Origin of the sequence: Streptomyces sp. CA-278952 (genome assembly GCF_028747205.1) — a bacterium.
In the GTDB taxonomy this organism is placed as follows: Bacteria; Actinomycetota; Actinomycetes; order Streptomycetales; family Streptomycetaceae; genus Streptomyces.
Window position 1 is genome coordinate 7,572,911 of the sequence record NZ_CP112880.1, and the last position, 26,025, is coordinate 7,598,935.

Genomic DNA, 26,025 nt, shown 5'->3' on the forward strand with positions numbered 1-26,025 from the left:
GGCCGTCTACGCTCCGTCGGTGACCACTCCGCCGGACGAAACGATCATCGACGCCCTCGACCGCGCCGACGCCTCTCTCCTCGCCCGGCGCCTCGACGCCCGCACCTGCCCGCCGGAGCTGCTCGGCCGGATGGTCCGGCACCCCGCGCCCCGGATACGGCACCTCGGCCTCACCCTCCTCACCGAACGTGCGGACATCCCGGGCATCCCGGACTCCGGAGGTGGGGGAGAAGACACGGCCGGAGCAGGTCATCTTGCCCTGGTGGCCCGCCTGTTGCCGGGTTCCTCCGGAGCGTCGCCCGAGGAGTCCCTCCTGCTCGCGGGGATCCACGCCCGGCTCGTGGCGCGGAAGCCGCGGCACCGCCTGCCCGACTGGCGTGCGGCCGCGCTGCCCGCCCGGGCACGGATCGCCTGGCTGCGGGCGGAGATCCTCGGCGACCCGACCGTCCTCCGTACGGAACCGGCGGGCGAGCCCCTCTACCGGGCCGTGCGGGAGAGCGCCGCCGCCGGGGCGCACCGCCCCGACCGGCTCGTGGCCGAACTCGTCGACACCGGGGACCCGGTCCTGGGGACCGAGGCGCTGCGGCTGGCCCGCGAGGGGCTGCACGCCGGACTGCTCGCACCGGCGTTCGTACGCGGCCGGCTGGTGCGCCTGCTCGACTCGCCCGACCCCGACGTCGTGACCGATGTGCTGCGCGAACTCGCCGAGCCCTGGGCGGCGGTCGCCCCCGTGGACGCACAACCGCTGACCCGCCCGGCGAGGGCCCTGGACGGGCGGTCCGCCGACCGCGACGGGGTGTCGGCCGCGCTCGCCGCCGCCGCTCTCCTCGCCGCGGCCCGGCACGGTCACCTCACGGTGCTGTGGAGCACGGCGGAGGATCCGGCGGGGGCTCCGGCCCTGCGCGGGCAGGCCGTGGAACTCCTGGGCGAACGGGCGGAACGCGCCGACGTCGGCCGCCTGGTGGCCCTGGCCGCGACGGACCCCCTCCTGCTCGCCGGGCCCGTACTGACCTCTCTGCGCGCACTGCACCGACGCGGCCACTTCCCGGCCGACCCGGACGTCGGCCCGCTCCTCTCCCTGGCCCTGGCCGACCACACGCTTCCGGCGGAGGACCTCGCCACGGTCCTCTACACCTGCCGTCGCCCGCTGTTCGACGCCCTCACCGACGCCCCGCCCACCGCCCCGGACTGGCCACGCCGCCTGGAGCTGCTCATCGCCCTGTCGCGGCAGGGGGCCGCAGACGTCCCCATCGGCGAGGCCGTCACCCGACTCCTCCCGGCGGCCCGCGCCCCGCGCCCGTTCCTCGCCGCGATCCGCGTCCTGCGACCGCCGGCCGCCGAGGAAGCGGTACTGGCCCTGCTTCCCACGGCCCCGTCCGCCGCGCTGGACGCCCTGGAGGCCATCGGCGGGGACCGTACGCGATCGGCGCTGGCCCGCGCGTTCGGCGTCGGCGGCCCGGCGGACGGACCGCCCACGGCCACCGACGGTGCATCACGCCTCCCGGTCGCACCCGGACTGCGCCCCGTACGCGACCGGGCGCTGGCACTCCTGTGGCACCTCACCCGCCGGCCCGCGCAGCGGCAGGACCTGCTCGCCCGGCTCGCCCCCCAGGACCTCCCGCGCGACATCGAGGCCGACCTCGGAGCCCCCGACGAGCGGGAGCTGGCCGTCCTGCGCGCCCGTGTGGACGCGGACGCCCCCGTGGCGGCGTTCTGCCGGATCGCGGCGCACGCCGGTACGGGAACCGCGCCCCCGGAGGGTGTCCCCCTGGCCGACCTGCTCCTGCGCATCGTGCGCGACCTCGCCGCCGGCCGGCTCGGCCCGGGGACGGACGCCCCGGGACCCGGCCTCGCACCCGTGGGACCGGCCCGCCCGGACGGCGAACCGGAGCTGCCCCCCGAGGTGCTGGAGGCGATGCGAGCCCACGGGAGCCGGTTGTGGAGGCGGCGGCGGATCAGGCCCGTCTGTCTGCTCGACGCACCGGACGACACCGGAGCGGGCCACGCGTTCCTCACCGCGACGGTGCTCGGCCTGCTGGAGCGGCCCGGGCTCACCGGCGGCGGACGGGCGGTGCTGCTCAAGGCGTTGCTCCAGGTCCCCGCGACCCCGTCCACCCGGGCCCGGGTGCACCGTCTGCTGCGCGACCGCGACCCGCACGTGCGCAAGCACGTGATCGCCCTGCTGGCCCACGACGCCTCGGGCGAGGACGCGCGGGCCCTGTCCGCGACCCTCGTCCCCCTCACCCGCGACCCGGACATCCGCACCGTGCGCGCGGCCCTGTCGGCGCTGGGCGCGGCACGGGCCCGCTGGGCGGCCGAGGCGGTCGCCGGCTGTCTCCACCACCCGAACATGAACATCAGGAAGACCGCGGCGGCCACCCTCGTCGAAGCGGGCGCGCCGGCCGCCGTCCCGCATCTCCTGCGAGCGCTCGGCCGCGACGACAACCCGGGGCTGCGGTCCGCGCTGGCACGGGCGCTGCGCGCCGTCGTGGGCGGCGCCTACGCCGCGACCCTCCTCGCCGCCGCCGAAGCGGCTCGCGACGAGCGCACCCGCCGCCTCCTGCTCCGCGCCCTCGACCACGAGGTGACCGCCCGCGCCGTGCTCGCCCTCGACGTGGGGGGATCGCCGGTCGTCCCCGCCCTGCTGGCACTCGTCGCCGACGGCGGGGTGGGGCTTGCCGCCGGTTCCGTCCAGGACCTGGCGGAACCGGCGGCCCGGCACGGTGTGCCGACGCCGCCCGCCGCCCCCGACGGGCCCCCGGACGGGGCCGACCCCGAGGTGACGGCTCTGCTGCGCTCCGGCTGGGACCCGGCGCTCGCCCTGCGCATCGCCCGGCGGGCCGCACCCCCCAAGGGCGTTGCCGCCCACGAACGCCCCGCGGCCCGCGTGCTGTTGGGTCACTGGCTCGGCCTGGCCGGCAGCACCGTCGAGGCCGGGCTCCGCGGCCGCCTCCTGCGGTGCGCCCTGCGCCTGTGCCCGGGGCCGTGGTCCGCCGACGAGGTGACGCTGCTCGCCCGGCACACCGGTACGGTGACCGAGGCGTTCGACGCCGCCATCGGCGGGGGAGCGGCGGACGGGTCTCCCCGGGCCACAGCCGGGAGGCCGGAGGCCTGGTCGGCCGGGGAGCTGATCGACCTGCTCGAGGTCCTGCACGCCGTCGCACCGCACCCGTCCGCCCTGTCCGCCGTCCAGCGTTTCACCGTCGTCGAAGGAGTTCGCGCCCTGCCGCCCGCCGGCCCGGACAGCCGGCCCCGGCCCGGGGCGGCCGCCCGTGGCCTCACGCTGCTCCGCCAGCTGGGCGCGGTGCTCGTCCGCGCCGATCTCGACCGGGCCCTGGACACCGCCCACCTCGGCGCCGACCCCTGGAGCGCCGCGCCCGCCGTGCTCCGGGAGGCGTTCGGCGTACCGGCGGAACCGGCGGCCGCCGATGCATCAGCTTCCTGGCGCGCCGAGTTGACCGAGGCGGTACGGACGCCCGAAGCACTGGCGGAGTTCCGGGGACGCGACGCCGTCGCCGGTGCCCGGCCCCGGCGTGTCGCCGGTGCGGACGGTGTCGGGCGTGCACCTGCCCGGACCGAGTCCCGAGAGCTGCTCTCCGCGCTCGTCGAGGCGTACCCGAGGGCCGCGCCCGACGTGCGCGGGCGGCTCGTCGACTGGATGACCGAGCTGCAGCCGATCGACGCACCCGAGTGGACCATCGCCGAGACCAGAGCGGCGAGCACGGCCTCCGGCGCCTCGTCGCGCCCGGTGCGGGCGGACGATCTCGACCAGCCCCGGTCGGCCGCCCAGCGGACGCGGCTGCTGGCCATGCTGGACGCGAAGAGGCCAGAGCGCCGGACCGCCGCCGCGCGGGCCCTGCTCGACTGGCCGGAGCCGGGGGTGGCGCGCGCCGTGCTGCGGGCGTATCTGCGCGGCCGGGTCGACGTGCTCCCCGAAACCGCCGCCCTGGATCTCCTCGCGCACCCGGAGGACCACGCCGGGGTCCAGCCCGGAGGGGGCGGTGGCCGGCACCCCGCCGTCGTGGAACTGACCTCCCGGGGGGTGCTGCCGGAGCGGGCGCTGCGCTGGGCGGGGCGGCTGCCCGAGGACGATCTGCCCCCGCTCGTCCCGCTGATCGTCGGGTGGTGGGAAAATGGGTCGCCCGCCGTGCGGGAGGCGGCCCGCACCACGCTGCGCAACGTTCCCGCCGATGTCCTCGCCCACCACCTGGCACCGCGCGTCGAGGCGGGCGACCTCGGGCTGCTCGACCTGCTGACCGGGCTGCGGGTGCTCCGAACCTCCGTGCTGACCAGGGCCGAGCGCCGACTGCGTACCGAGGGCCGCGATGCCCTGGCCGACGCGCTCGTCCTCGTCGGCGGCCCCTTGCGCACACCCGGGGCCGCAGACGAGGACGCTGCCGCGCTCGACGCCCTGCGCACCCCGTTCCGGAGCACGTCGGCCGCCCTGGCGGGCCGTCCGTCGCTGCCGGAACTGCTCGACCTGGCCCGCACGGGAACGCCGGAGCAGACCCGCCAGGCCCTCACCCGCCTGGTCGAGGAGAGCGCACCCGCGTCCGGAACCGGTCCGGACCCGGAACTGCGCGCGCTGGTCGAGGAGCTGCTGAGCCACCCGCGCGCCGGGGTACGCCTGCACGCACACCGGACCTCGCGCGCCCTGTTCGACCGGGACACCCATGCCCGGCTCACCGCGCTCCTGCTGTCCGATCCCTTGCCCGACGTGGTGCGCATGGCGGCGCGGACGCTCGGCCGCGCCGGCTGGGGGCCCGCGCTGCCCGACCTCGTCCGGCTCCTCGGCCACACGAAGCCGGTGGTCCGGAGAGCGGCCCGGGACGCGCTCGTCGGCTTCGGCGACGCCGCGGTCCCGGTCCTGCGCCGGGCCGCGGCCCACGCCCGGCCCGACCGGCGGCCGCTCTACACGGAGGTGCTCGCCGAGATCTCCGGCGCGGGGGCCTGACGGGGCGCCCGTGTGCCACCGCGGGGCGCGTGGTCAGCCTCCGGACCCCCGGGACGCCGCCGCGGCGACCTGGTGCAGCGTCCGCCCCGTACGGGCGGACCTGGCGTGGTACGGGTCGGGGGAACCGGGCCTGCCGCGAACGGCCAGGCGGTCGTTGGCCTTGATCAGCAGCCACGCCTCGTGGCCGCCGCTGTCCGGCTCGTCGCCCTTCTGGATGCGGGTCAGCGCGAACTCGCCGTGCAGCTTCGACCCGTCCAGCCAGAACGTCGCATGGCCGAGCGCCAGGGACTCGGAGAAGGGGACGGGGTCGCCCTGTCCGTCGTGCCCGAGCGGCCGGTAGGTGCCCTGGTCCCAGACGATGACCGTGCCGCTGCCGGACTTGCCGTGGGGGATCACCCCTTCGAACGCGCGGTACTCCAGGGCGTGATCCTCCGTCGGCACGGCGAGCCGGCGGTCGCTGGGGTTCTCCGACGGCCCGCGCGGCACCGCCCAGGACTTCAGTACGCCGTCGACCTCCAGCCGGAAATCGAAGTGCAGGCGTCGCGCGTCATGGATCTGCACGACGAAGTGGGGCCGCGGTGTGCCGTCGTTCTCCACGTCGTGCTCCCTTCTTGACCCCGGCCCGTCTCGCCGGTCCGTGTTTCCACTCTGCGGCTGCCCGGGACGCATCGCACGATGAGCCGACCGCCTTCGGATGCATATGTCCATGGGGGCATGGCCACGTTCTGGATGCTGGGCGACGACTTCGGCGACGCCGGCCGGCCGGACAGCGGCGAGGTCGACGTGGTCCGCGTGACGACCGGAGACTGATCACCGGCCCGCCCCGGGGCGGCCCCGGAGCGTGGACGGCGGCAGCGGTGCTTCTGCCGCCGTCCACCCCCGGCCCGAGAGCGGAATAGCATGATCCTCATGGAACAGCGCATACTCGGCAGGACCGGCCGTGACGTCTCGGTCGTCGGACAGGGCACCTGGCAGCTCGGAGGCGACTGGGGCGAGGTCGCGGAGGACGACGCGTTCGGGGTTCTCGACGCGGCCGTCGCATCCGGCGTCACCTTCTTCGACACCGCGGACGTGTACGGGGACGGCCGCAGCGAACAGCTCATCGGCCGCTACCTCAAGAGCCGCCCCGACGCCGACGTCCTCGTCGCCACCAAGATGGGCCGCCGCGCCGACCAGGTCGCGGAGAACTACGTCCTGGACAACTTCCGTACCTGGAACGACCGTTCCCGCGCGAACCTCGGGACGGACACGCTCGACCTCGTACAACTGCACTGCCCGCCCAGCCGCGTCTACTCCTCCGACGCCGTCTACGACGCCCTGGACACCCTGGTCGCCGAGCAGCGGATCGCCGCCTACGCGGTGAGCGTCGAGACCTGCGCCGAGGCGCTGACCGCCATCGCGCGCCCCGGCGTCGCGAGCGTGCAGATCATCCTCAACCCGTTCCGTCTCAAGCCGCTGGACGAGGTGCTCCCGGCGGCGGCAGCGGCGGGCGTCGGCATCATCGCCCGGGTTCCGCTCGCCTCCGGCCTGCTCTCCGGCAAGTACACCAAGGACACGGTCTTCGGCCCCGAGGACCACCGTACGTACAACCGGCACGGCGAAGCGTTCGACCGGGGCGAGACGTTCTCCGGCATCGACTACGCGACGGGCGTCGCCGCGGCCGCCGACTTCGCCGAACTGGCCCCCGAGGGCGCCACCCCCGCGCAGACCGCGCTCCGCTGGATCATCCAGCAGCCGGGCGTGACCACCGTGATCCCCGGCGCACGCTCGGTGGAACAGGCCCGCGCCAACGCGGCGGCCGCCGCCCTGCCGCCGCTGCCGCAGTCCACGCTGGACGCGGTGCGGGACCTGTACGACCGGTCGATCCGCGCGGAGGTCCACGACCGCTGGTGACGGCGGGCGGGGCGGAACGGAACGGGCGGGGCCCCGGCGGGCGAGGGGGGCGGGCGGGACTCAGTCGTCCTGCTCGTCGTCCCCGTCCTGTCGGCCACCGTCCTGTTGGTCCTGCGGGTTCTGCCCGCCTTGTTGCTCCTGCTCCTGCCCGCTGCCGTCGCTGACGTCCTGCGCGGGGCCCGAGGACGGGCTCCGATCCGGCGTTCCGGCCGAGCTGGAGTCCGGGGAGAACAGAATCATTCCGAGGTACACGGCGGCCAGGAACGTCGCCGTGCCCGCGATGACGCTGGCGACCCTGGGCCGACGCCGTATCGCCTCACGGGTACTGCGACGACGGGCCGGAGCCGCTCGGGCGGATGCCTGCCGTCTTCGCCCGGTGGGTCCCGGAAGCCGGTACGTCGTCGGGCCGACCGGCGCCGGCGGCCCGGCGGGCGAGGGCTTCGGGGCCATGGGAGCCGACGCCCGGTGGGACGTGGGCGTCGGCAGAGGGAGGGGCTCCGGCCGGCCGCGCCAGGCGTCGGTGCGGAACCAGTCGGAGACCTGCTGCGCGGTGGGCCGTTCCTCCGGCTGCTTGGCCAGCAGTCCGAGGAGATACGAGTCGAAGGCGGCGGAGATCTCCACGCCCCGCTGCCGCAGCGGGACCGGCGGGGTGTCGACATGCTGGTACAGCGTCGCGGTCGCCGTGTCGGAGCGGAACGGCGGCTGTCCGAGCAGCAGTTGATAGACGACGCAGCCCAGGGAGTACATGTCGGACGCGGAGTCGGCGGTACGTCCCAGCGCCCGCTCGGGAGCCAGGTAGAGGCTCGTGCCGACGATGTGGCCCGCCGTCGTCAGCGCGGTCGAGGGGTCGTCGACGAACTGGGCGATCCCGAAGTCGCCGATCTTCACCGAACCGTCCGCGTCCAGCATCAGGTTGCCCGGCTTGATGTCGCGGTGGACGATGCCCTGGCGGTGCGCGGCGGCCAGCCCCGCGGCCGCCTGGCCCGCGATCAGGGCGACCTGTTCGGGATGGACCCGCTCCTGGGCGGCCAGCAGGTCCCCGAGGCTCTGCCCCTCGACCAGCTCCATCACGAGGAAGAACCGGTCCTCCCAGGCCCCGAAGTCGAACACGGCCACCAGGTGCGGGTGGCTCAACCGGGCGGCGGTCTGCGCCTCCAGCCGGAAGCGGGCGGTCGACGAGGCGTCCGCCTGGTCCCCCAGCAGCAGCTTCACGGCCACGGCACGTCCCAGCACCTCGTCCGTGGCGCGCCACACCTCGCCCATGCCGCCACGACCGATGGGGGATACCAATCGGTACCGACCAGCTACCAGCACCTGTACACCTATCTCGAATGGTGGCCCGCTCCGGCTGCCGGGCCCCGTGGCTCCCGGGTCTCCGGCGGAGACCGGGGCGGAGCGGCGAACGACATGATCAGGATATCGGTCCGGCGGAGCTCCGATGCCCCGACGGCCCTTTCACCGGGCTCTGCTGACGGCCCGGTACCCTCCTCGCCCGCCCCGGCGCCGGGAGCGCCCGCCGTGCCCCGGTTCAGCCGAGCAGCCGACGGTACGCGGCATCGGCCGTGAACGCGGACTGTCCGCCCCTGAAAAGCAGTTCGGCGGTCCCGAACGCCGGGTCGGACGCCGTCTCCGGCACATAGGGGACGGCGAAGCACCGCATGCCCGCCGCGTGCGCGGCCGCCGCTCCGGGAGGGGCGTCCTCCAGCACCACGCAGTCCGCCGGCTCCGCCCCCATCCGCCGGGCCGTCTCCAGGAACACGTCCGGCTCGGGCTTGCCGTGCGCGACCTCCTCGGCGGAGACGTACAGCGGGATGTACGCGTCGAGCCCGGTCACCGCGAGGACCGCCCCGATCGCGGCCCGGGACGAACCGGAGGCCACCGCCATCGGTACCCCGGCCGTGTACAGGCGCTCCACGAAGACCCGCATCTGGGGGAAGACCTCCGTCGACGCCCCGGCCAGCTCCAGATACAGGGCGTTCTTCCCGGCGAGCAACTCCTCGACCGGGGCGTCGATCCCGTACTCCGCGCGCAGGACCGTCAGCGTCTCCCGGGTGCCGATGCCGATGAACCGGGTGTGGGCCTCCCAGCCGAAGTCCCGCACCCCGTACCGGGCGAGCAGTCGGCGCCCCGCCTCGAAGTAGTTCGGCTCGCTGTCCACCAGCGTTCCGTCGAGATCGAAGATCACCTGGGGGCGGGGCGCGGCCGCGGGGCGGGACGTCATGGCCCCCAGCATGCCGCAGGCCGCGGTGGCGGGCCCGGTCACCCCCGACCGGGTGCGGGACCCGGCCGGTCCCGGTCGCCCGCCGCGCGCCCCACGGATTCCACCAGCGGCAGCACCCGGTGCGCCACCCGCTCGCGGAGCGCCACATCGGTCCGGGTCCTGACGACGCCCGGGAGCTGGATCAGCCGTTGGATCACGTCCTCCAGATGCCCGGCGTCCCGGGCGACGACGCGGGTCAGCAGATCGCCCCCGCCCGTCGTCGAGAACGCCTCGATGATCTCGGGCACGGCCGCCAGGGCGTCGCCCACCTCGACCAGATGCCCCTGCGTGACCTCCAGGTGCACGAAGGCGAGCACGGGGTGACCGAGTGCGGCGGGGGAGAGGGTCGGCCCGGTACCGGTGATCACCCCGTCGCGCTCCAGCCGGTCGAGCCGGGCCTGCAGCGTGCCGCGGGCCACGCCGAGGATGCGCGCGTACTCCCGGACGCTGGTGCGCGGCTGCTCGATCAGCAGGCGCAGGATCCGGGTGTCGAGAGCGTCCACCGCCATGATCCGCAGATCTCCTTCCGAGCCGTCCGGTGCGGCCCCGACTGTACCCAGGGCGAGGGCTCCGCGCCGCCGGGGCGGTACGACAGCCCCTCAGCCGTGGAACGACAGCAGCCAGGCCATCAGCACGGCCGTCAGGACGAACTGGGCCACGGCGGCGCCCCGATACCGTCCCCAGCACAGCGCCAGCCCCACAGCCGCCAGCACGCCACCGGACCCCGCCAGCTCCGTCACCGCGACGGTGGCTTCCTCACCGTTGTGCGCGGCGGCCCAGCCGTTCATGCCGACCGCGAGCCAGGCGTAGCCGCCGACGAGCGCGTCGAGCGGCAGCAGAGCCAGGAAGACCAGGAGGTTCGCCCCGCCGCTCCGCGGCTCGCGCCCCTGCCGGATCCCGCCCGTGCGCGTGTCCATGTCGTCCATGTCGGCATCGTGCGCCGCCCGTCCCGCCCGGGGATGAGTACGCGTACTCATCCCCTCTCGGCCCCGAACCGGAGCCCATCCGTCCGGTGGGTACGTCCGCCGTTCGCGGGGGTGCTCGGTCCGGGTGATCCGTTGGCACGCTGGTGGCCGAGCTTTCGCGAGATTCGCCGAGCCATTGGTACATGGTTCTTCTCCCCGTTTGTTCCAAGGGCCCGATGGATGCTGCAATGGATCCATCGATGGCGCTGCGGACTTCCGCGGCGCCTTTTTCATGCGAGTTCTGCGGAGACGCGGAAGGGGCGGAAGTGTGCTGAAGAGGGTGTTCGTGGCGCCGGACCCGGGGCGGGTGCGGCTGCGCTTCGCCGGCCGTGGCGTCCTCGGCATCAGCCTCGCGGTCGCGCTGTGCGGCCTCGCCGGGCACTCGCTGGTGGCGGCCATCACGGGCGGCCTCGCGGCGCTGCTCGCCCTGTTCACCGTGACCGACCCGAGGGTGCGCGGCCAGGCGGTCACCACGGCCCTGCTCCCGGTCGTGGGACTGCCCGTCCTGGCCGTGGCCGCAGTGCTGCACGACCAGCCGGTCGCCCGCGACCTGAGCTTCCTCGCCGTGATGGGGGCGGGCGTGTACGCCCGGCGCTGGGGGCCCCGCGGGCACGCGCTGGGCGTCTTCACGTTCATGATGTTCTTCGCCGCCCAGTTCCTGCACACCGTGCCCGGCCAGCTGCCCGAGCTGTACGTCGCCGTGCTGCTGTCCCTGGGCGCCTCGTCCACCGTGCGCTTCGGCCTGTGGTGCTACGAGCGGCGGCTGCCCGTTGCGGCCGCGCCGGCTCCCCCGCGGGGCCCCGGCCCCCTGCGCATCACCACCCGGCAGGCCGTCCAGGCCACCCTGGGCGGAGCCTTCGCGCTGGGCCTGGGGCAGGTCCTGTCCGACCAGCGGTGGTACTGGGCCGTGGGCGCCACCTGGTGGGTCTTCGTGAACACCACCTCGCGCGGCGAGACGCTCGTACGGGGATTCCGGCGCGTCCTGGGCACCGTGATCGGTATCGTCGCGGGCTTCGCCGTGGCCATCCCGCTCGACGGCGCGGGAGCCCCGACCGCCGCCGTCGTCGCGGTCAGCGTCTTCGGCATCTTCTACACGGCGGCGGTCTCGTACAGCTGGATGATGTTCTTCGTGACGGTGATGGCCGGCATGCTCTACGGCGTGCTGGGCGTCCTGGACGCCGCCCTGCTCTGGCTGCGCGTCGCGGAGACCGCCGTCGGCTCGCTCGGCGCGGTGCTCGCCGTGCTGCTGGTCCTCCCCGTCACCACTCACGCCATCACCGACGCGTGGATCCAGAAGGCCCTGCGGTGCGTCCACGCCTGCACGGCCGAGGCTGCCGACCGGCTCGCCGGCTCGACGCTCGCCGACCCCGGGCCCCGCGTCGCCGAACTGGAGGTGCTGCTCGGCCGGGTCCGGCTCTCCCTCGCGCCGCTGGTGCACCCCCTGAGCCCGCTGCCGGCCCGCAAGGCGCGCGCCCGCCAGGTGATCGCGCTGCTGGACGACTGCGTGACCGAGGTCCGGGGCCTGGCATCGATCGCCGCCGACCCGGACGCCTCGCACGACGCACGCCTGTCCGCCGCGTGCTCCCGCGTCGAGATGGCCGTCGAGGCGCTGACCGCCCCCGAGGGCTCCCGCGGCTTCCACCTGCCCGAGCTGCCCGGGGTCGCCGCGGACCCCGCCCTGGCCCATCTGCACGGCCTGGAGCGCGCACTCGCCGAACTCGTCAACCCGCTGAACCACGGTCCTCACGCGGCGTCGACAAACGCCTGAAGAGCCCTGGCCCGGCCCGGAGGCCCCCAGGGTCGGGCAGTTTTCAGGCGCCGTGGTGCTTTTTCAGGCGCCGTGGTCCTTCCTGCCCGCGCGAGGGTCGGCGGGGCCGGTGTCGCCCATGGCTCTGCGGTCCTCGTCGGTCCACTTGCGGGTGTCGCGGGGGTCGACGTACGGCTCCTCCGTCTGCGGGTGGCCGCCGATGACGGCTCGCTCGCGGGCCATCTCCGCGTCGAGTTCCAGGCCGAGCAGGATCGCCAGGTTCGTGATCCACAGCCAGACCAGGAAGATGATCACGCCTGCCAGAGCGCCGTAGGTCTTGTTGTACGAACCGAAGTTGGCGACGTAGAAGGCGAAGGCGGCCGATGCCACCATCCAGATCAGCAGCGCCAGCAGGCTTCCCAGGGATACGAACTTGAAGCCCCGGCCCTTGGCGTTCGGCGCGGCCCAGTACAGGAGCGCCAGCATGATGGTGACCAGTACCACCAGGACGGGCCATTTGGCGATCGACCAGACGGTCATGGCCGTGTCACCCATACCCAGCGCGGTTCCGATCTGGCGGGCGATGCCGCCGGAGAGCACGACGATCAGCGCGCTGACGCAGGCCAGCACCATCAGCACCAACGTCAGGCCGACGCGGACCGGCAGCACTTTCCAGGCCGGGCGGCCCTCAGGTACGTCGTACACCGCGTTCGAGGTTCGCATGAACGCGGCCACGTAGCCGGACGCGGACCACAGTGCGGCCAGCAGACCCACGATGGCCACGACCCAGCCGGTTCCGCTGCTGGACTGCAGCTGGGTCACCGCGTTGGTGAGGACATCGCGGGCCGCTCCCGGTGCGAGCTTCTGCATGTTGTCCAGCACGGTCTGTGTGGTCTCCTTGCCTGCGATGCCGAGCAGGGAGACCAGGACCAGCAGGGCCGGGAACAGGGCCAGGATGCCGTAGTACGTCAGCGCCGCGGCCCGATCGGCGAGCTCGTCCCGCTTGAACTCGCTCAGCGTGCGCTTCAACACCGCACTCCACGATTTACTCCCGAGCTTCGTGGGCGATTCGGGCGGATCACGGTCCGGCTGTGCGTGCGGGCCGGCACCCGACCGGCTTCCCTCCGGGCCCAGGCTGTCTCGATCATGCTGCTCGTGCGCCATGGAAATCACACCTCCTCGACGGTGTACGGTCGGCGACCTCACGGCCGCTTCATGCTGCTGGGCGGACGACACGCCCGCCGGGCGGGGCCCCGCAGCGGAGGGGGCCCCGCCCGACGCCGGACGCTTCTCGGTGGCGGACCGGTCCGTGGAGCGGCCGAGTCAGCTCCGGGCTTGCCGAGCGGCGTCCTGTCCGACCTCGCGCAGTCCCGTCCCTGCCTCCTGCCCCGCGTCCTGGGCTTTCTGCTTGGTGGTCTGCGCCGCGTCCTGGGCCGTGCTCTTCACCGCGTCCACGGCTTCCGTCGCCGGCCCCCGCATGTCCTCCTTGACCTCCTGCGCGACGTCCTGGGCGGTCTGCTTCACGGGTTCGAGGAGTTCGTCGGAGTGCTCGCGGAGCTGTGCGCCGACCCGTTCCTCGGCCCCCGTGGTGGGGAGCAAGGCGGCTGCCAGCATGCCGGCGCCGAAGGCGATGACGCCCGCCGCGACGGGGCTGCCCTGCGTCTGCCGGGTGATCCGGTCGGGGGCCTGGCGTACGGATCGGCCCACCTGGTCGGTGGTGTGCCTGACCGCGTCACCCGCCTGTCCGGCGGTATCCGCGACGCCTTGCTTGCCCGCGGCTGTGGTGTCGCTCGCCGCACCCATCACACGCTCCTTCACGCGGGTGATCCGCCGCTGCGTGGCGTCCGCCTTGCGCCGGGCGACCTTTCCCGGGGTGACCTTGTCCGCGAGACGGTCCACGTTGTGGGCGAGGTGGGCCCGGGTTTCTTCCACGTCGGACTTCAGCTCGTCGGGTTGCGTGCCCATTGCGCGTCCTCCTTCAGCGTTTCGACAGTGCGTTCGGGCTTGGCGCTGACCGTCCTGAGGCGTTTGCGGCCGACCACGAAGAGGACGGCCGCCAGGAGCGCCCAGAGCCCGGTCACGATGAGCGCGGCCCAGGCCAGGTCGACCACGTGCGCCAGTCCGAAGACGGCCGCCAGGCTGCCCATCAGCAGAGCCAGATGGCCGGCGTATCCGGAGCCGGCGAGCATGCCCGCCGCCTTGCCCGCCCGGGTCGCGCTCTCCTTGACCTCGGCCTTGGCCAGTTCGACCTCCTCGCGCACCAACTGCGTGAGATCCTCGCTGATCTCGCCGACCAGCTCTCCGATCGAAGGATCCGGCGACGGTGCGCGGGTGGAGCCGACGGACGGGGCGGCCGACTGGTCGGTGGTGTGCTGTGAAGACGGTGTACCCACGGCTCGGTTCCCTCTCCCTACGGCTGCTGCGGATCGGGGTACGGGCGGCTCATCGGGGCCTGCCCCGGTGTGCCGGCTCCCCCGTCGGACGGAGTGAGGGGCGGCGAGGACGGCGGCGGGTGGGTGTCCGGGGCTTGCTGGGCCTCGTGTCCCGTCCCGACTTGTGGTGCGCCCGGACCCGTACCGCTGTCCGTCGTGCTCGCGTGCCGGTCTTCTCCGCCGTCGGCGGACTTGGCGCCCTTGGCGAGCCGGGCGGTGGCGAAGCCCGCGAGCGCCGCGCCCGCCAGAAACGCCCCGGGGCGACGGCGTGCGAAGTCCTGCAGGTCGCTGAGAAGACCGTCCGGCCCTCTGTCCTCCAGTCGGGCCGCGGTCTGGTGCCCGCGGTCCGCTATCTGCTTCACCGCGCCGGCGGCGGCGGAGTCGCTGTCGCCGTTGCGGCTCATGTCGTGCAGCTCGTCGGCCAGCCGCCGTACGCTGTCTGCCAGCCGCTGTGTCTGCGTGCGAGCCTGTTCCTCCAGTTGGCTCCGCAGCTCGCCCATGACGTCCTGGGCTCGTGCCGTGGCCTCACCCGCCACATCGGCTGCCTGTTCCCTGGCGGTGCCCGCCACGTCACCGGCCTTGGCGGCCACCAGGTCGGTACCTTCGCCGGCCTTGTCCCGTGCGGTCTGTGCCGTCGTCGCCGTCGTTCCGTCGCCCGGACGGCTCGAACTTTCGAAGTCGCTCAAAGCTCCTCCTAGGTCGGCCCTGCTTGGGAGGTGTGTCGCGTCGCCCCCTCGACGCTTCCTCAATGGTTGCAAAGACGGCGAACATGCGCGATTGGGGCTGAAGAGGGAGCGCTGGGAAACGCCGGGCCAGCTCCAGGAGGCTCACGGACGGCGGCGGGATATCGGCGGCGAGCTTGGTGGTCGTGGTCGCACTGCCGCGCGGCTGCCGGCCCGGGGATCGGCCAGGGTGGTGGCGTCGCAAGGCTCAGCCACTGTTCTTCTGCATCAGGCAGTCGTAACCCAGTTGCAGGGTGTCAGCCACGGCGAGGGCGGTAAGGCCTCCCGTGACCGTGCGTGTGGCGCGCGGCCACAACAGATGGGCGCCGGTGAAGGTGGTCGTCAGCCAGACGCTCAGGCAGAAGGGGCAGGTCGCGAGCTCACCCACGGTCGACCTGAAGCGACCTCCGCGAGGGCTTTCGTTGACTTCCGAAGGGCCCGCCACTGACTCGTACCGGGTGAATGGCGCTCGGAGCGGGCTCGTGACGGAGCCCTTGCTGAGAAGACGACCGAGTCGGAAGACGGCGGCTGCGGTCAACAGCAGATCCAGCGGTTGGTGGCGGTCCGGAAGCTCGTTCCTTCGCACGCTTACCGCGGTGCCCCAGGCGCCGGTGTAGGCGGCGAAGGCGACCAGGGCACCGAGGTGCCCGGCGAGTTGATGCTCCTTCGGCGCCGAGTAGGCCCTGTTCACGCGGCGGAAAGCCTCCCCGGCCCTCCACCGGAGGGTGCTCTCCCCGCGCACGTCCTTCTTCATGACGGATACCTCCGGGAAGCGCGGGCCCGGGACTCGTACCTCGCTGCGTCAGGACTGACTCGGACCCGCTGACCTTCACGCATCTTCGTCCTCACCGTCGGCCTCCCTGCCCCCCTCGGCCTGGGAGGGCGTCGTGCGTCCGGGGTCTGCGGTCCGGTGCTCCGCGGCTTGGGCCGTCTCGTCGTCCGGGCGCTCGCCCTCGGCCTGCGACGGTGTCTTCTCCTGCATCAGTCGGCTCTCTTCCTCGTCCTGGGCGGGCGCTGCGGTGACACCGCCCGCGTGCAGGGGAGGAGTGCCCGTTTTGGGCGGAGGTAGACCTTCGTCCCGCGATTGTGCCCCTCGCGCGTCAGGGCGGAGCGGCGGTGGGCGCGACCGGTGGCGGCGTACCAGTGGGAGGCGACGACGGCGGCCAGAGCGACTTCGACGAGGTCGCCGCCGTAGTACATGAGCTGGGACGCGGAGTGCACGTCGCCGGTGGTGAAGGCGGTGCCCGGCGGAGGGGTGGCGTAGAGACTCTTCGCGAGGACGGCGTGAGCCCATCCGGCGGCGAGCAGCGTGGTGCCCCGCCAGTAGAGGTTCCACGGGCGGCGGACGGGGTCGAGCTGGCAGATGGTGAAGGTGAACAGCAACCCGGCGCCCAGGACGTGCACGTGGATGATGACGTTGAGCAGAGGCTGGTGGTGACTGGCGGCCAGCAGGGGGGTGCGGTAAAGCAGCCACAGGCCGCCGATGTCCAGGATCGCGGCCACGGGCGGGAAAAGAATCGCGGCAGCGGGCCTGGAGTGCGCGACGGCGAGCAGAGCGCGCCGGGCCGGAGTTCCGCCGGGCAGGGCGCGCAGGGTGAGGGTCAGGGGGCGGGCGAGAGTCACCGGCAGGGGGACGAGCATGGCAACCGCGAGGTGCTGGCCCATGTGCGCGGTGAAGGGGCCGCCCGGCAGCGTGCCGACGAAGGCGTAGGCCAGACCTGCGCAGGCGATGGCGAAGGAGAGGCTCCTGCGGCGCGGCCAGGCGTCCCCGCGCCGCCGCAGGCGCCCGGCGGCCAGCAGATAGAGGACGGCGGCCAGGAGCGCCACGGCCGCGACGACCGGCCCCAGCGGGATCACGTGAGGGTCGGGGCGTGGGAGAGCCGGGATCATCCCGATGCCGACGGCTTACGGAGACGACGCCTGGCCAGCACCGTCAGAGCAACGCCCACGCCGAGCAGCAGAAGGCCGACGGAGTTCCAGGCCCAGTCGTAGGGGGTGACGTCGACGCCGTAGCGGATCTGGTGCAGACGCAGCAGCTTGTGGTCGACGATGCCGTCGAAGAGCTGAAAGGCGCCCAGGCCCAGAAAGAAGCCGGCCCACCCGTGGGCAGCGCAGAAGGCGCCACGACGGCGCAGATCAGCGAAGCCGAAGAACCCGACGACCATGGCCAGGAGCTCAACAGTGTGGAGCAGACCGTCGGAGAGCAGCCCGATGCCGAGCGTGGAGCGGTCGTAGAAGTGGTGCCAGTGCAGAATCTGATGAAAGACGATCTCGTCCACAGCGGCCATCGCCGCCACGCCGACCAGTGCGCACACGGCAAGAGAGCGCCGTGGTCGTCGGCGAGCGTCCGGGGGAACCGGGCGGGTCGACGCGCTGCTCATCGCCACTGATCTCCTGACAGGCGCGGTTGCGGGGAGACTGCGTGTACCCAGCATGCCTGCCCAGCGCCGGGTCGCGGTGGACGCGTTGCCGCGGGAATACGGACGGATGGCCGATCGGCCGAGACCGAGGGCTTCCGCCTGCGGCGCCGAGGAGCGGGGCGCTGAGGTAACGCCCTGTGGCGATGCCGTCCGACGGAGCTGAGGGCTGTCGAGACCACCTGCCCCGCCCCTCCGACAACTACGAGGGGACACACGCCTGCTCGACGGCACTGCGACCCGGCCGGACCGGCGGGGTGGCGGAAGCGGAGTTTCGCTTGTCAGCCGATCGGTTACCACTGTGATGCTGCTCCACCTGTGGGCTGGCCGGCCCGTCGCGTCGGGCCGGCCACGGGATCGACCTGTACGTGGGGCCGCTGAGCGCGACGCGTCCGGCGACGCGCACCAGCCACGAGACCGCGCCCGGGAAGTGGAGATGGACGATGGTCGACGCTCTGCGACGGGAGGACCATCCCCGCGTGGCGGACCTGTGCCTCGATGATCTATTGGGCGTCCTTGGCGACCTCGCTCCGGAGGCACGGCTGATCGCCCGGCCCGGAGACGGGCGGGTACGGGTGCGCGGGGTCACGCTGGACAGCACCGACGTCGTCCCGGGCGACCTGTTCGCCGGCCTTCCCGGAAAGCTCAGGCACGGGGCCGACTACGCCGCCCGGGCCGCCGAGGCCGGTGCCGTCGCGCTGCTCAGCGACAGGCCCGACCCGTGCCTGCCCTCCCTGGTGGTCGACCGCCCCCGCCACGTGCTCGGCGTCCTCAGCGCACGGCTGTACAGCGACCCGTCCCACGCCCTGGCCGTGTACGGGGTCACGGGCACCAATGGCAAGACGAGCACCGTGCACCTTATCGCCGCCGGGCTGGAGGCCGCGGGGCGCCGGGTCGGACTGGCCGGCAGTCTGGAGACCCGCGTGCCGGGCAGAGGCGGGCGGCCCGCCGAGCGCACCACGGCCGAGGCGCCGGCGATCCAGCGACTGCTCGCCCGCACCCGCTGGGCCGAGGGGACCGACGCGGTACTGGAGGTCTCCAGCCACGCCCTGGAGCTCGGCCGGGTGCAGGGCACCCGCTTCCGCGTCGGCGTGTTCACCAACCTCAGCCCCGACCACCTGGACCTGCACGGCGATCTCGGCCGGTACTACGCCGCCAAGGCGTCCCTGTTCACCCCGGACCGCTGCGAACACGCGGTGGTCAATGTCGGCGACCCCCACGGGCGCCGCCTGGCCGCCGAGACCCGCTGCCGCCTCACCACGTTCACCATGGGTCCGGAACCCGCCGACTGGAGCGTCCGCGCCGTCTCGGCCGATGCCGACGGCACCCGCTTCCGCCTCCGCGGTCCGGGTGTCGAGCGGGAGGTGCGGTTGCGGCTGCTCGGCGCCCATCAGGCCGACAACGCGGTGGCCGCTGCCTTGGCGCTGGCCGTCGGCGGCATCGACGTCAACACGGCTCTGCGCGGCATCGAGAACCTCGCGTCGATTCCCGGGCGGCTCGAGCGGGTCGACGTCGGGCAGCCGTTTCTGGCCTTCGTGGACTTCGCTCACAACCCCGGCGGTCAACGCCGGCTCCTGCCCTTCCTCCGTTCCCTCACCGACGGCAGAGTGATCGTGGTCGTAGGAGCGACCGGCGAGCGCGACCCGGGCAAGAGGTCCGCACTGGGTGACGTCGCCGCCCGCCACGCCGACCTCGTGATCGTCACCGATGAGAGTCCCCACACCGAAGACCCCGCCACCCTGCGCACGGCCGTCGCGGACGGCGCCCGCCGTGCCGGCCGGGCCACGGTCCGGGTCGAACCCGACCGGTGGCACGCGTTCCTCCTGGCCGTGTCGGCCGCCCGCCCCGGAGACGTCGTCGTGGTCGCCGGACGTGGAGCCGACGAGCAGCAGGTCTCCGCGGACGACTCGCGCCCTTTCGACGACCGGGCCGCCCTGCGTCACGCCCTTCTCCAACTTGCTGCCGGCCCGTGACGGCGTGGTCCGTTCCCCAGCGGGACCCAGCCGGTGGTCGTGCGTCGGGTGCGGCGATCGCGCCCGAAGTGCGAACGTCCCAGACCTGTGCCGTCCCGGTCGGCGAACGGCACCGCAAGGCCGAGAAGATCGGGGACGGCCTGACCGAGGTGATGCCGGCGCACCCCACCACGCTGCACCACCGCGACCCGGTCGACAACGTGCGTGAGCCGCGCTCATGGACCGCACCAAGGACGCCGTACGCAAAGCCATGGGCAAGGACGGCTGACCGCCGCGTCAAGGAGCTGACGGCCGGGTGGCCACGCCGCAGGCGGCGTGAGGCCGAGCAGCGGACGAGGGAGGCCGCGGAGGGCCGCTCCGGGTACCCGGTCGATGCGTCGACTGTGCGGTGGCCGCACAGAGACCGGAGTGGTAGCTGTGGGAATGCGGACGCGCACCGCATTCCCACCTCCCGGAGTCCGGATTCTGCCCGCGGTGCGGCTCCGCATCGCACTACGGATCGAGAGAAGGAGTAGTTGGCTGTGACAGACGTAGCGAGCGCCGGGCCGGCCGCGGACGACGGCCGGCCGGAACTCACGAACCGGCAGGGCCATGCGGTCTTCGACAACCAGAACCAGCGCACCGTCGGGGCCCGTGGCCCTGCCACTCTCGAGAACTACCAGTTCCTCGAGAAGATCAGTCACTTCGACCGGGAGCGCATCCCCGAACGCGTGGTGCACGCGCGGGGCGTGACCACCTATGGCTACTTCGAGGCGTACGGAAAGTGGGGCGATGAGCCCATCGCCCGCTACACCCGGGCCAAGCTGTTCCAGGAGGCGGGCAAGCGGACGGACGTCGCGGTCCGCTTCTCCACGGTGATCGGCGGCCGTGACTCCTCCGAGGCGGCGCGCGACCCCCGGGGATTCGCCGTCAAGTTCTACACCGAGGACGGCAACTGGGATCTCGTGGGCAACAACCTCGGTGTGTTCTTCATCCGGGACGCGATCAAGTTCCCCGACGTCATCCACGCTCTCAAGCCCGACCCGGTGTCCCACGAGCAGAAGCCGGGGCGCATCTTCGACTTCATGTCGCAGACGCCGGAGAGCATGCACATGCTCGTGAACCTGTTCAGCCCGCGGGGCATCCCGTCCGACTACCGCCACATGCAGGGCTTCGGCGTCAACACGTACAAGTGGGTGAACCCCGAGGGCGAGTCGGTGCTGGTCAAGTACCACTGGCTTCCCCGGCAGGGCGTCCGCAGTATGACGGCCGAGGACGCGGCGAACGTACAGGCGGACGAGCTGGGGCATGCCACGAAGGATCTCTACGAGGCGATCCGGCGGGGGGAGCACCCCGAGTGGGAACTGGTCGTGCAGATGATGTCCGACGACGACCATCCCGAGCTGGACTTCGATCCGCTGGATGACACGAAGACCTGGCCCGAGCAGGACTTCCCGCCGAAGGCGGTGGGCCGTATGGTGCTCAACCGGGTGCCGGACAACTACTTCGCGGAGAACGAGCAGGTGTCCTTCGGCACCGGCGTACTCGTCGACGGGCTCGACTTCTCCGACGACAAGATGCTGGTCGGGCGGACCTTCTCCTACAGTGACACCCAGCGCTACCGGGTGGGCCCGAACTACCTGCAACTCCCCGTCAATCAGGCGAAGAACGCCCACGTGGCCACCAACCAGCGCGACGGGCTGATGGCGTACGACAACGGTCACCACGGTGAGAACCCCGAGGTGAACTACGAGCCGTCGATCACCGGGGGGCTGCGTGAGGCCCAGTATCCGACAAACGACGAGCAGGGCCCGGAGATCCGCGGCCGCCTCACCCGTAAACGCATCCCCCGGACCAACGACTACCTCCAGGCCGGCCAGCGCTACCTCCTGATGGAGGAGTGGGAGCAGGAGGACCTGGTGACGAACCTCGTCGGCATGCTCTCCGACTGCGACCGGGCCGTGCAGGAGAGGATGGTCTGGCACTTCCTCCTCGTCGAGAACGATCTCGGCCGCCGGGTCGGCGACGGGCTGGGCATCACCCCGCAGGACGTCAAGGGACTGCGGCCCCTCGCGAGCCAGGACCTGTCGGAGGACGACCGTGAGCGACTTGCCCGGCTGGGCGAGAACCCGCCACGTGACGTCGAAGGGCTCACCATGACGCACTGCGTCGGCAACGAACGGCACGTCGTCGTTCGCTGAACCGATCATGACAAAAGGGTGTGGGCGGATCAGGCAGTCGGGTCCTCCTCCAAGGAAAGGGAACACGTGGTGATCGACGAGACCCTCGTCCGCGAGCTGCTGGACGCGGCGGACGAGGACTCCGCACTGGTCCTGCTGGAGGGCCGCGCCCGAGTGGCCGGACATGCCGCCCTGGCCGGTGACGACCTCCGCGGCGCGGCGGTGTTGCTGACCCGGGCGGAGCTCGTCGACCGGCTGGGGACCGCGTATCCGGCCGCGCGGGAGCTGACTCTCATGGCGACGTCGTTGGACGACGCGGTCGGCAAGCTCGGCGGCTGACGTGCCGGCCCGGGGCGGCCGCCCGACACCCGTCCCGCCCTGCGTCAAGCGCTGAAAGCGGCCTGTCCCCCCGATCCGCCGGGAACGACGTACGAGAGGGGCCCGTCATGTCCTCGACGGATACACCGGTGCAGGTCCAGTTCGTCGGCAACGCGACCCTGCTGCTGCGGTACGGGCCGCTGACCCTGCTCACCGATCCGAACTTCCTGCACCGCGGGCGCCACGCCCACCTGGGGTACGGCCTGCTGACCAAACGGCTCAAGGAACCGGCGCTCACCGTCGACCAACTCCCCGGCCTCGACGCCATCGTCCTGTCCCACCTGCACGGCGACCACTGGGACCGGGTGGCCCGCAGAAACCTGGACCGCGCACTGCCCGTCCTCACGACCCCGCAGGCGGCGCGGGTCCTGCGGACCTTCCAGGGCTTCGGACGCGCCACGGGGCTGCGGGCTGGAAGAGCGGATCGTGCACTGCGATCGCGGCCAGGTCGCGACGCTCACACCGGGCGGAGCCCAGGTTCACGTGGGCTGACCGCCGCACAGCCCACCCGCCGGCCGCAGCCCGGTGGGAGGCGGTCAGCGCCTGGGCAGACGGTGCAGCACGACCTCGTCGAGCATGCCGTCCGCCACCGTGCAGGTCATGTACGTGCAGTACGGCTGTCGCCTGCGGTCCGTCGGCGAGCCCGGATTGAGCAGGCGCAGACCACCCGATGCCTCGGTGTCCCAGGGGATGTGGCTGTGGCCGAAGACCAGGACATCCAGATCCGGGTACAGCGCGGCGCAGCGCTCCTCCCGACCACGGGCCGCCCCGGTCTCGTGGACGACGCCGAACCGTACGCCTCCCAGTTCGACGCGGGCCAGCTCCGGCAGCCGGGCCCGCAGCTCCTGGCCGTCGTTGTTGCCGTACACCCCGACCAGACGCCGTGCGCGGCCCTCCATCAGGTCCAGGGTGGCGACGTCGACCCAGTCCCCGGCATGGACGACGACGTCCGCCCGGTCCACCTCGCACAACAAGTCGCCGGGGAGCTGCTTGGCGCGCAGCGGCACATGGGTGTCCGCGACCAACAGCAGCCGCACGGGCGGCTCCGTCGCCGCCCCGGTCGAGTCACCGTCCATCCACAGCCTCCTTCTCATGTCCGTCAGCTCCGCCGGCCGTAGCTGTCCGTCTCCGAGGTGGGGCCCACCCCGATCATGATGCGCCGGGTACCCATGTCCGGACTCCCGACGCGTCTCGGGCGCGGTCTGTCCGACCGCCGAGCCGGCGAGGGGCGGGCAGCGACTGCCCGGGCGGGAGGTGGTGAGGAGACATGCTCCCGCCGGTCCGAAGTCGTGGCGTAGGGAAAGGGTCAACGCTCAGACCTCGATGTCCCGGTGGTCCTGGGAGTGGAGACCGGCGCGTACGCCCCGAAAGGACTTGATCCCCCGGTAGGCCGACGCGACGAGCGAGGCGAAGAGGACGCTCGTGCTGCTCAGGAAGGTCCACTCGGCCACGGGACCGGCGGCCCCCGCAGCCGCCTCCAGCGCCGAGAGCAGCGCCGTGCCCACCGGATAGAAGACGACGCACAGGAGAACGAAGAGCCAGAACGGCTGCTTCTGGAGCGGCTTGGACCACACGATGACGGCAAGGGCCAGCGTGGTCACCAGGACAGTGAGAACGTCGATTCGATCCATGTGACGATCCTTTCGCGCCGAGGGCGACGCGGCGTCGGCCGCTGGAAGGAAGGCGCCCTAGGCCGCAGGGCATAGAGCACCGGTACGGGACCGAACCGGCCGGGGGCGTTTCCCCGGCGCCGAAGAGGACTGCCGCACGGGGACGACGGCGCGCCGCCCGCCGGGGGCCCGACACCTGAGGAGGGTGGGATTCGGCTCGCCGGACGCAACCGCCCGCGCCGGGCGAACGCGACAGGCCGCGGGGCACGCGGTCTCCAGCGAACGGGAGCCTGACGTCCCGCGCCCTCGCGGCCGTCTCTACACTCGCGTCAATGGGGATTGCTCCGGGTCGGCTGACGCCGGCCCTGTTCGCGGTAGTGCACACGGTGCTCGTGTTCCTCACGGTCCCGACCATCGAGGAGCCGCCCGGCATCACGGCGTGGATCACCGCTTGCTCCGCCACGGTGCTCACCGTCGTGGCGCTCGTGCGACGCTACCGGGCACCGCTCGCCGCCCTCGGCACGATTCTCGCGGTGTCGGTGCTGGGGCAGATCCTGGCACCCCCCGACATGCTCGCCCTGATACCGGGGCCGGCGGTCCTGCTGGCGCTCTTCTCCGCCACCGCTGCGAGCGACTGGACCGTCGCTCTGGGCGCGACCGTCACCGCCGCTGTCGTCCAGCCCCTGCCGATGGCCGTACGGTACGGCTTCGACGGCGTCCTCCTCTCCGACTGGCTCATCGCCGTGGGCCTCTACCTGTTGGTGTCGGCTCTCGGCGCGGGCCGCCGGCACCGGCTGCGGGAGCGCCGGGCGGCGGAAGAACAACTGGCCCGCGCCGAGCAGGAGCGTGCACAGGCAGCCGGCAGGGAGCGCGAGCGACTGGCGCAGGAGCTGCACGACATCAGCGCGCATCACCTCACCTCGGTCGTGGTGTCCGTCGAGGCCGCCCGCAGGCTCGGTGGAGACAGACCGGAACTGGGTGCGGAAGCGCTGGCGTTCGCGAGTCGCGCCGCCCGCGAGACCCAGGCGGCGCTGCGGCGTCTCGTAGCAGTCATGCACGTGAGTGACGCACCGGCTCCCGTGTCGATGACCGCTCCCATCGAGACCCTGATCGCGGGCTTCGGCAGGCTGGGCCGCCCCATCTCCGTCTCGCTGCCCGCCGACCTCGCCGGTCCCGCGGCGGAGGCGACCCACGGCATCGTCCGGGAGGCGCTGACCAACGCCCTGCGCTACGCACCGGGCGCCTCGGTCAGCGTCCGGGCGGAGCGGGCCGGGGAGGCCCTGCGGCTGACCGTCGACAACGGCGAGCCGCCCGGCGGCGCCGGCGGCGACGGACTGGGCCTCGGCTCCGGCCGCGGAGTGGCGGGGATGCGCGGACGGGCCGTTGCCATCGGGGGGTCGCTGTCCGCGTCGCCCCGCCCCGAGGGCGGTTGGCGCGTGGAGGCACTGCTCCCCGACGCCCCGCCCGCACGGTGGCCGGTCGGGGAACGGCGGCGCGACTTCCCCCGCGAACAGCGGATCGCGGACCGGGCGGTCTGCGGCGCGGCCGCCGTGGCGTCGTGGAGCCTCGCCCTGACGAACGCGCGGAACGCCGGTCACGGAGTCCAGGTGTGCCTGCTGCTCACGCTGGTCCTGACCGTTCACGCGCTGCCGCTGTTGTGGCGACGGCGGGCTCCCTGGCTGGTGCTCGCGACCGTCGGCGCCACTGCCCTCGTATGGCCGGTGCTGCTCGGCGGCGGTGTGCTGCCTGCCTCCGTGGCGCCCTCTTTCCTGGGCGGCGCCGCCGTCGAACTGGCCGCCGTCTACGCCGTCGCCGCCTACGGCCGCGCCCTGGCGCCCGCGGCTCGGCGCGTCGGATCGCGGATGCCGCCCATGGCGTATCCGTCCGGTTCCCGGCTGTCGTACCTGTCGGTCCTCGCTGCGGCTCTCTCGTTCGGGTTCTCGATGGCGGTCGCCTTCGCCGCCGACGGAACGCTGCTCGGGGAGCCGCCCGACTCTCCTGCCGCGCTGTTGTTCCACTGGGCCCTCCCCCTAGCCCTCCTGTTCGTCTCTCTCGGCTCGGTCTTCACCGTCGCCTGGGGGGCGGGATGGCTGATGCACAGACGCCGCAGGCGGGAGCTGAGCCGTCAGGACGCGGCGCTCACGGCCCTGTTGTCCGAAGCGAGGGAACGGGTCCGCAGCGAGCGGCAGCGGGTCGCCGATGGGCTGCGGGAGACGGTGTTCCAGCAGACCACCCGGGTGATCTCCGCGGCGGAGGCGGGCAGTTTGGACGACGTCGCCGCCGCGTCGAGGGCGGCGCTGGTCACCATGCGTCGACTGCTCGGGAGCCTCGACGCGGGCAAGGCGCCCACAGCGCCACGGTCGACGGCCGCACAGGGCGCCGCCCGCGCCTAGGAGGCGCGGGCGCGATGCCGCCACTGTGCGGACGAGCGCGTCCCGGAAGGGTGCCCCGGCCGCCCGTTGAGGGCACGCCCACTCGGTATGCCCCGCGCACTACCCCCGTGGGAGGATGTGCG

22 protein-coding genes and 1 pseudogene are annotated in these 26,025 nt (G+C 73.1%); 8 read left to right on the forward strand and 15 right to left on the reverse strand.

Annotated features, from left to right (window positions below):
- Positions 1-19 precede the first annotated feature (19 nt).
- On the forward strand, positions 20-4,954 hold the full coding sequence (locus tag N7925_RS33165) for a HEAT repeat domain-containing protein (RefSeq protein ID WP_274346061.1): 4,935 nt from the start codon (positions 20-22) through the stop codon (positions 4,952-4,954).
- Between the two features lie 33 nt (positions 4,955-4,987).
- On the opposite strand, the gene N7925_RS33170 is transcribed toward N7925_RS33165, so the two are convergent.
- On the reverse strand, positions 4,988-5,551 hold the full coding sequence (locus N7925_RS33170) for a DNA polymerase ligase N-terminal domain-containing protein (protein WP_274346062.1): 564 nt from the start codon (positions 5,549-5,551) through the stop codon (positions 4,988-4,990).
- Positions 5,552-5,854: 303 nt separating this feature from the next.
- On the opposite strand from N7925_RS33170, the gene N7925_RS33175 reads away from it, so the two are divergent.
- On the forward strand, positions 5,855-6,847 hold the full coding sequence (locus N7925_RS33175; protein WP_265603215.1) for an aldo/keto reductase: 993 nt from the start codon (positions 5,855-5,857) through the stop codon (positions 6,845-6,847).
- 60 nt (positions 6,848-6,907) lie between these two features.
- On the opposite strand, the gene N7925_RS33180 is transcribed toward N7925_RS33175, so the two are convergent.
- The 4 genes from N7925_RS33180 to N7925_RS33195 all read right to left on the reverse strand — a co-directional run bounded on the left by N7925_RS33180 (position 6,908) and on the right by N7925_RS33195 (position 10,033).
- The gene (locus N7925_RS33180; protein ID WP_274346063.1) at positions 6,908-8,110 is read right to left on the reverse strand and encodes a serine/threonine-protein kinase; all 1,203 of its coding nucleotides are present in this window, start codon (positions 8,108-8,110) and stop codon (positions 6,908-6,910) included.
- A 265-nt stretch (positions 8,111-8,375) separates the two neighbouring features.
- On the reverse strand, positions 8,376-9,068 hold the full coding sequence (locus N7925_RS33185; protein ID WP_274346064.1) for an HAD family hydrolase: 693 nt from the start codon (positions 9,066-9,068) through the stop codon (positions 8,376-8,378).
- A 38-nt stretch (positions 9,069-9,106) separates the two neighbouring features.
- Positions 9,107-9,616, reverse strand: coding sequence for an Lrp/AsnC family transcriptional regulator (locus N7925_RS33190; protein WP_274346065.1), 510 nt, complete (start codon positions 9,614-9,616; stop codon positions 9,107-9,109).
- Between the two features lie 90 nt (positions 9,617-9,706).
- On the reverse strand, positions 9,707-10,033 hold the full coding sequence (locus tag N7925_RS33195) for a hypothetical protein (RefSeq protein ID WP_265603219.1): 327 nt from the start codon (positions 10,031-10,033) through the stop codon (positions 9,707-9,709).
- A 307-nt stretch (positions 10,034-10,340) separates the two neighbouring features.
- Here N7925_RS33195 and N7925_RS33200 point away from each other — a divergent pair, with 307 nt between their 5' ends.
- On the forward strand, positions 10,341-11,840 hold the full coding sequence (locus N7925_RS33200) for an FUSC family protein (RefSeq protein WP_274346066.1): 1,500 nt from the start codon (positions 10,341-10,343) through the stop codon (positions 11,838-11,840).
- 63 nt (positions 11,841-11,903) lie between these two features.
- Here N7925_RS33200 and N7925_RS33205 read toward each other — a convergent pair whose 3' ends face one another.
- The 8 genes from N7925_RS33205 to N7925_RS33240 form a co-directional block, all read right to left on the reverse strand.
- Positions 11,904-12,983: a YihY/virulence factor BrkB family protein gene (locus N7925_RS33205; RefSeq protein ID WP_274346067.1), complete on the reverse strand. Its 1,080-nt coding sequence runs from the start codon at positions 12,981-12,983 to the stop codon at positions 11,904-11,906.
- A gap of 159 nt (positions 12,984-13,142) precedes the next feature.
- Positions 13,143-13,784 (reverse strand): DUF3618 domain-containing protein, encoded by a 642-nt coding sequence (locus N7925_RS33210; RefSeq protein WP_265603222.1) that lies wholly within the window; start codon positions 13,782-13,784, stop codon positions 13,143-13,145.
- Entirely contained in the window at positions 13,760-14,212 is a 453-nt protein-coding gene (locus N7925_RS33215; RefSeq protein WP_265603223.1) for a phage holin family protein, read from the reverse strand. The genes N7925_RS33210 and N7925_RS33215 overlap by 25 nt, the downstream gene beginning before the upstream one ends.
- Before the next feature lie 17 nt (positions 14,213-14,229).
- Positions 14,230-14,937, reverse strand: a complete 708-nt coding sequence (locus N7925_RS33220) for a hypothetical protein (protein WP_265603224.1) — start codon at positions 14,935-14,937, stop codon at positions 14,230-14,232.
- Positions 14,938-15,181: 244 nt separating this feature from the next.
- Complete coding sequence (locus tag N7925_RS33225; protein WP_274346068.1) at positions 15,182-15,727, reverse strand: DUF1360 domain-containing protein; 546 nt, start codon at positions 15,725-15,727, stop codon at positions 15,182-15,184.
- A 75-nt stretch (positions 15,728-15,802) separates the two neighbouring features.
- Positions 15,803-15,955 carry a hypothetical protein gene (locus N7925_RS33230; RefSeq protein ID WP_274346069.1) on the reverse strand — a complete coding sequence of 51 codons (153 nt, stop codon included), beginning with the start codon at positions 15,953-15,955 and terminating at the stop codon, positions 15,803-15,805.
- Positions 15,955-16,830, reverse strand: a complete 876-nt coding sequence (locus tag N7925_RS33235; protein ID WP_274346070.1) for a cytochrome c oxidase assembly protein — start codon at positions 16,828-16,830, stop codon at positions 15,955-15,957. Before N7925_RS33235 ends, N7925_RS33230 begins: the two co-directional genes overlap by 1 nt.
- A gap of 29 nt (positions 16,831-16,859) precedes the next feature.
- A complete protein-coding gene (locus N7925_RS33240) occupies positions 16,860-17,354 on the reverse strand; it encodes a DUF2243 domain-containing protein (RefSeq protein ID WP_274346071.1) in 495 nt (164 codons plus the stop codon).
- Positions 17,355-17,833: 479 nt separating this feature from the next.
- Between N7925_RS33240 and N7925_RS33245 the strand changes: the two genes are divergently transcribed.
- The 4 genes and pseudogenes from N7925_RS33245 to N7925_RS33260 all read left to right on the forward strand — a co-directional run.
- A complete protein-coding gene (locus N7925_RS33245; protein ID WP_274346072.1) occupies positions 17,834-19,363 on the forward strand; it encodes a Mur ligase family protein in 1,530 nt (509 codons plus the stop codon).
- 521 nt (positions 19,364-19,884) lie between these two features.
- Positions 19,885-21,543, forward strand: coding sequence for a catalase (locus N7925_RS33250; protein ID WP_274346073.1), 1,659 nt, complete (start codon positions 19,885-19,887; stop codon positions 21,541-21,543).
- Between the two features lie 66 nt (positions 21,544-21,609).
- Complete coding sequence (locus N7925_RS33255) at positions 21,610-21,861, forward strand: hypothetical protein (protein WP_274346075.1); 252 nt, start codon at positions 21,610-21,612, stop codon at positions 21,859-21,861.
- A 107-nt stretch (positions 21,862-21,968) separates the two neighbouring features.
- A pseudogene (locus N7925_RS33260) lies at positions 21,969-22,310 on the forward strand (MBL fold metallo-hydrolase); the annotation flags it as partial.
- Positions 22,311-22,436: 126 nt separating this feature from the next.
- On the opposite strand, the gene N7925_RS33265 reads toward N7925_RS33260, so the two are convergent.
- Positions 22,437-22,937: a metallophosphoesterase family protein gene (locus N7925_RS33265; protein WP_265604085.1), complete on the reverse strand. Its 501-nt coding sequence runs from the start codon at positions 22,935-22,937 to the stop codon at positions 22,437-22,439.
- Between the two features lie 276 nt (positions 22,938-23,213).
- Entirely contained in the window at positions 23,214-23,531 is a 318-nt protein-coding gene (locus N7925_RS33270; protein ID WP_274346076.1) for a hypothetical protein, read from the reverse strand.
- Positions 23,532-23,842: 311 nt separating this feature from the next.
- Between N7925_RS33270 and N7925_RS33275 the strand changes: the two genes are divergently transcribed.
- Entirely contained in the window at positions 23,843-25,903 is a 2,061-nt protein-coding gene (locus tag N7925_RS33275) for a sensor histidine kinase (protein WP_274346077.1), read from the forward strand.
- The last annotated feature ends 122 nt before the right edge of the window (positions 25,904-26,025 follow it).

Bases quoted from the DNA above. Each gene is read 5' to 3' on its own strand.
- N7925_RS33225 (WP_274346068.1), bottom strand. From the start codon at position 15,727: ATGAAGAAGGACGTGCGCGGGGAGAGCACCCTCCGGTGGAGGGCCGGG.
- N7925_RS33270 (WP_274346076.1), bottom strand. From the start codon at position 23,531: ATGGATCGAATCGACGTTCTCACTGTCCTGGTGACCACGCTGGCCCTT.
- N7925_RS33210 (WP_265603222.1), bottom strand. From the start codon at position 13,784: ATGGGCACGCAACCCGACGAGCTGAAGTCCGACGTGGAAGAAACCCGG.
- N7925_RS33230 (WP_274346069.1), bottom strand. From the start codon at position 15,955: ATGCAGGAGAAGACACCGTCGCAGGCCGAGGGCGAGCGCCCGGACGAC.
- N7925_RS33240 (WP_274346071.1), bottom strand. From the start codon at position 17,354: ATGAGCAGCGCGTCGACCCGCCCGGTTCCCCCGGACGCTCGCCGACGA.
- N7925_RS33190 (WP_274346065.1), bottom strand. From the start codon at position 9,616: ATGGCGGTGGACGCTCTCGACACCCGGATCCTGCGCCTGCTGATCGAG.
- N7925_RS33245 (WP_274346072.1), top strand. From the start codon at position 17,834: ATGGTCGACGCTCTGCGACGGGAGGACCATCCCCGCGTGGCGGACCTG.
- N7925_RS33205 (WP_274346067.1), bottom strand. From the start codon at position 12,983: ATGGCGCACGAGCAGCATGATCGAGACAGCCTGGGCCCGGAGGGAAGC.
- N7925_RS33180 (WP_274346063.1), bottom strand. From the start codon at position 8,110: ATGGGCGAGGTGTGGCGCGCCACGGACGAGGTGCTGGGACGTGCCGTG.
- N7925_RS33195 (WP_265603219.1), bottom strand. From the start codon at position 10,033: ATGGACGACATGGACACGCGCACGGGCGGGATCCGGCAGGGGCGCGAG.
- N7925_RS33175 (WP_265603215.1), top strand. From the start codon at position 5,855: ATGATCCTCATGGAACAGCGCATACTCGGCAGGACCGGCCGTGACGTC.
- N7925_RS33275 (WP_274346077.1), top strand. From the start codon at position 23,843: ATGGGGATTGCTCCGGGTCGGCTGACGCCGGCCCTGTTCGCGGTAGTG.
- N7925_RS33185 (WP_274346064.1), bottom strand. From the start codon at position 9,068: ATGACGTCCCGCCCCGCGGCCGCGCCCCGCCCCCAGGTGATCTTCGAT.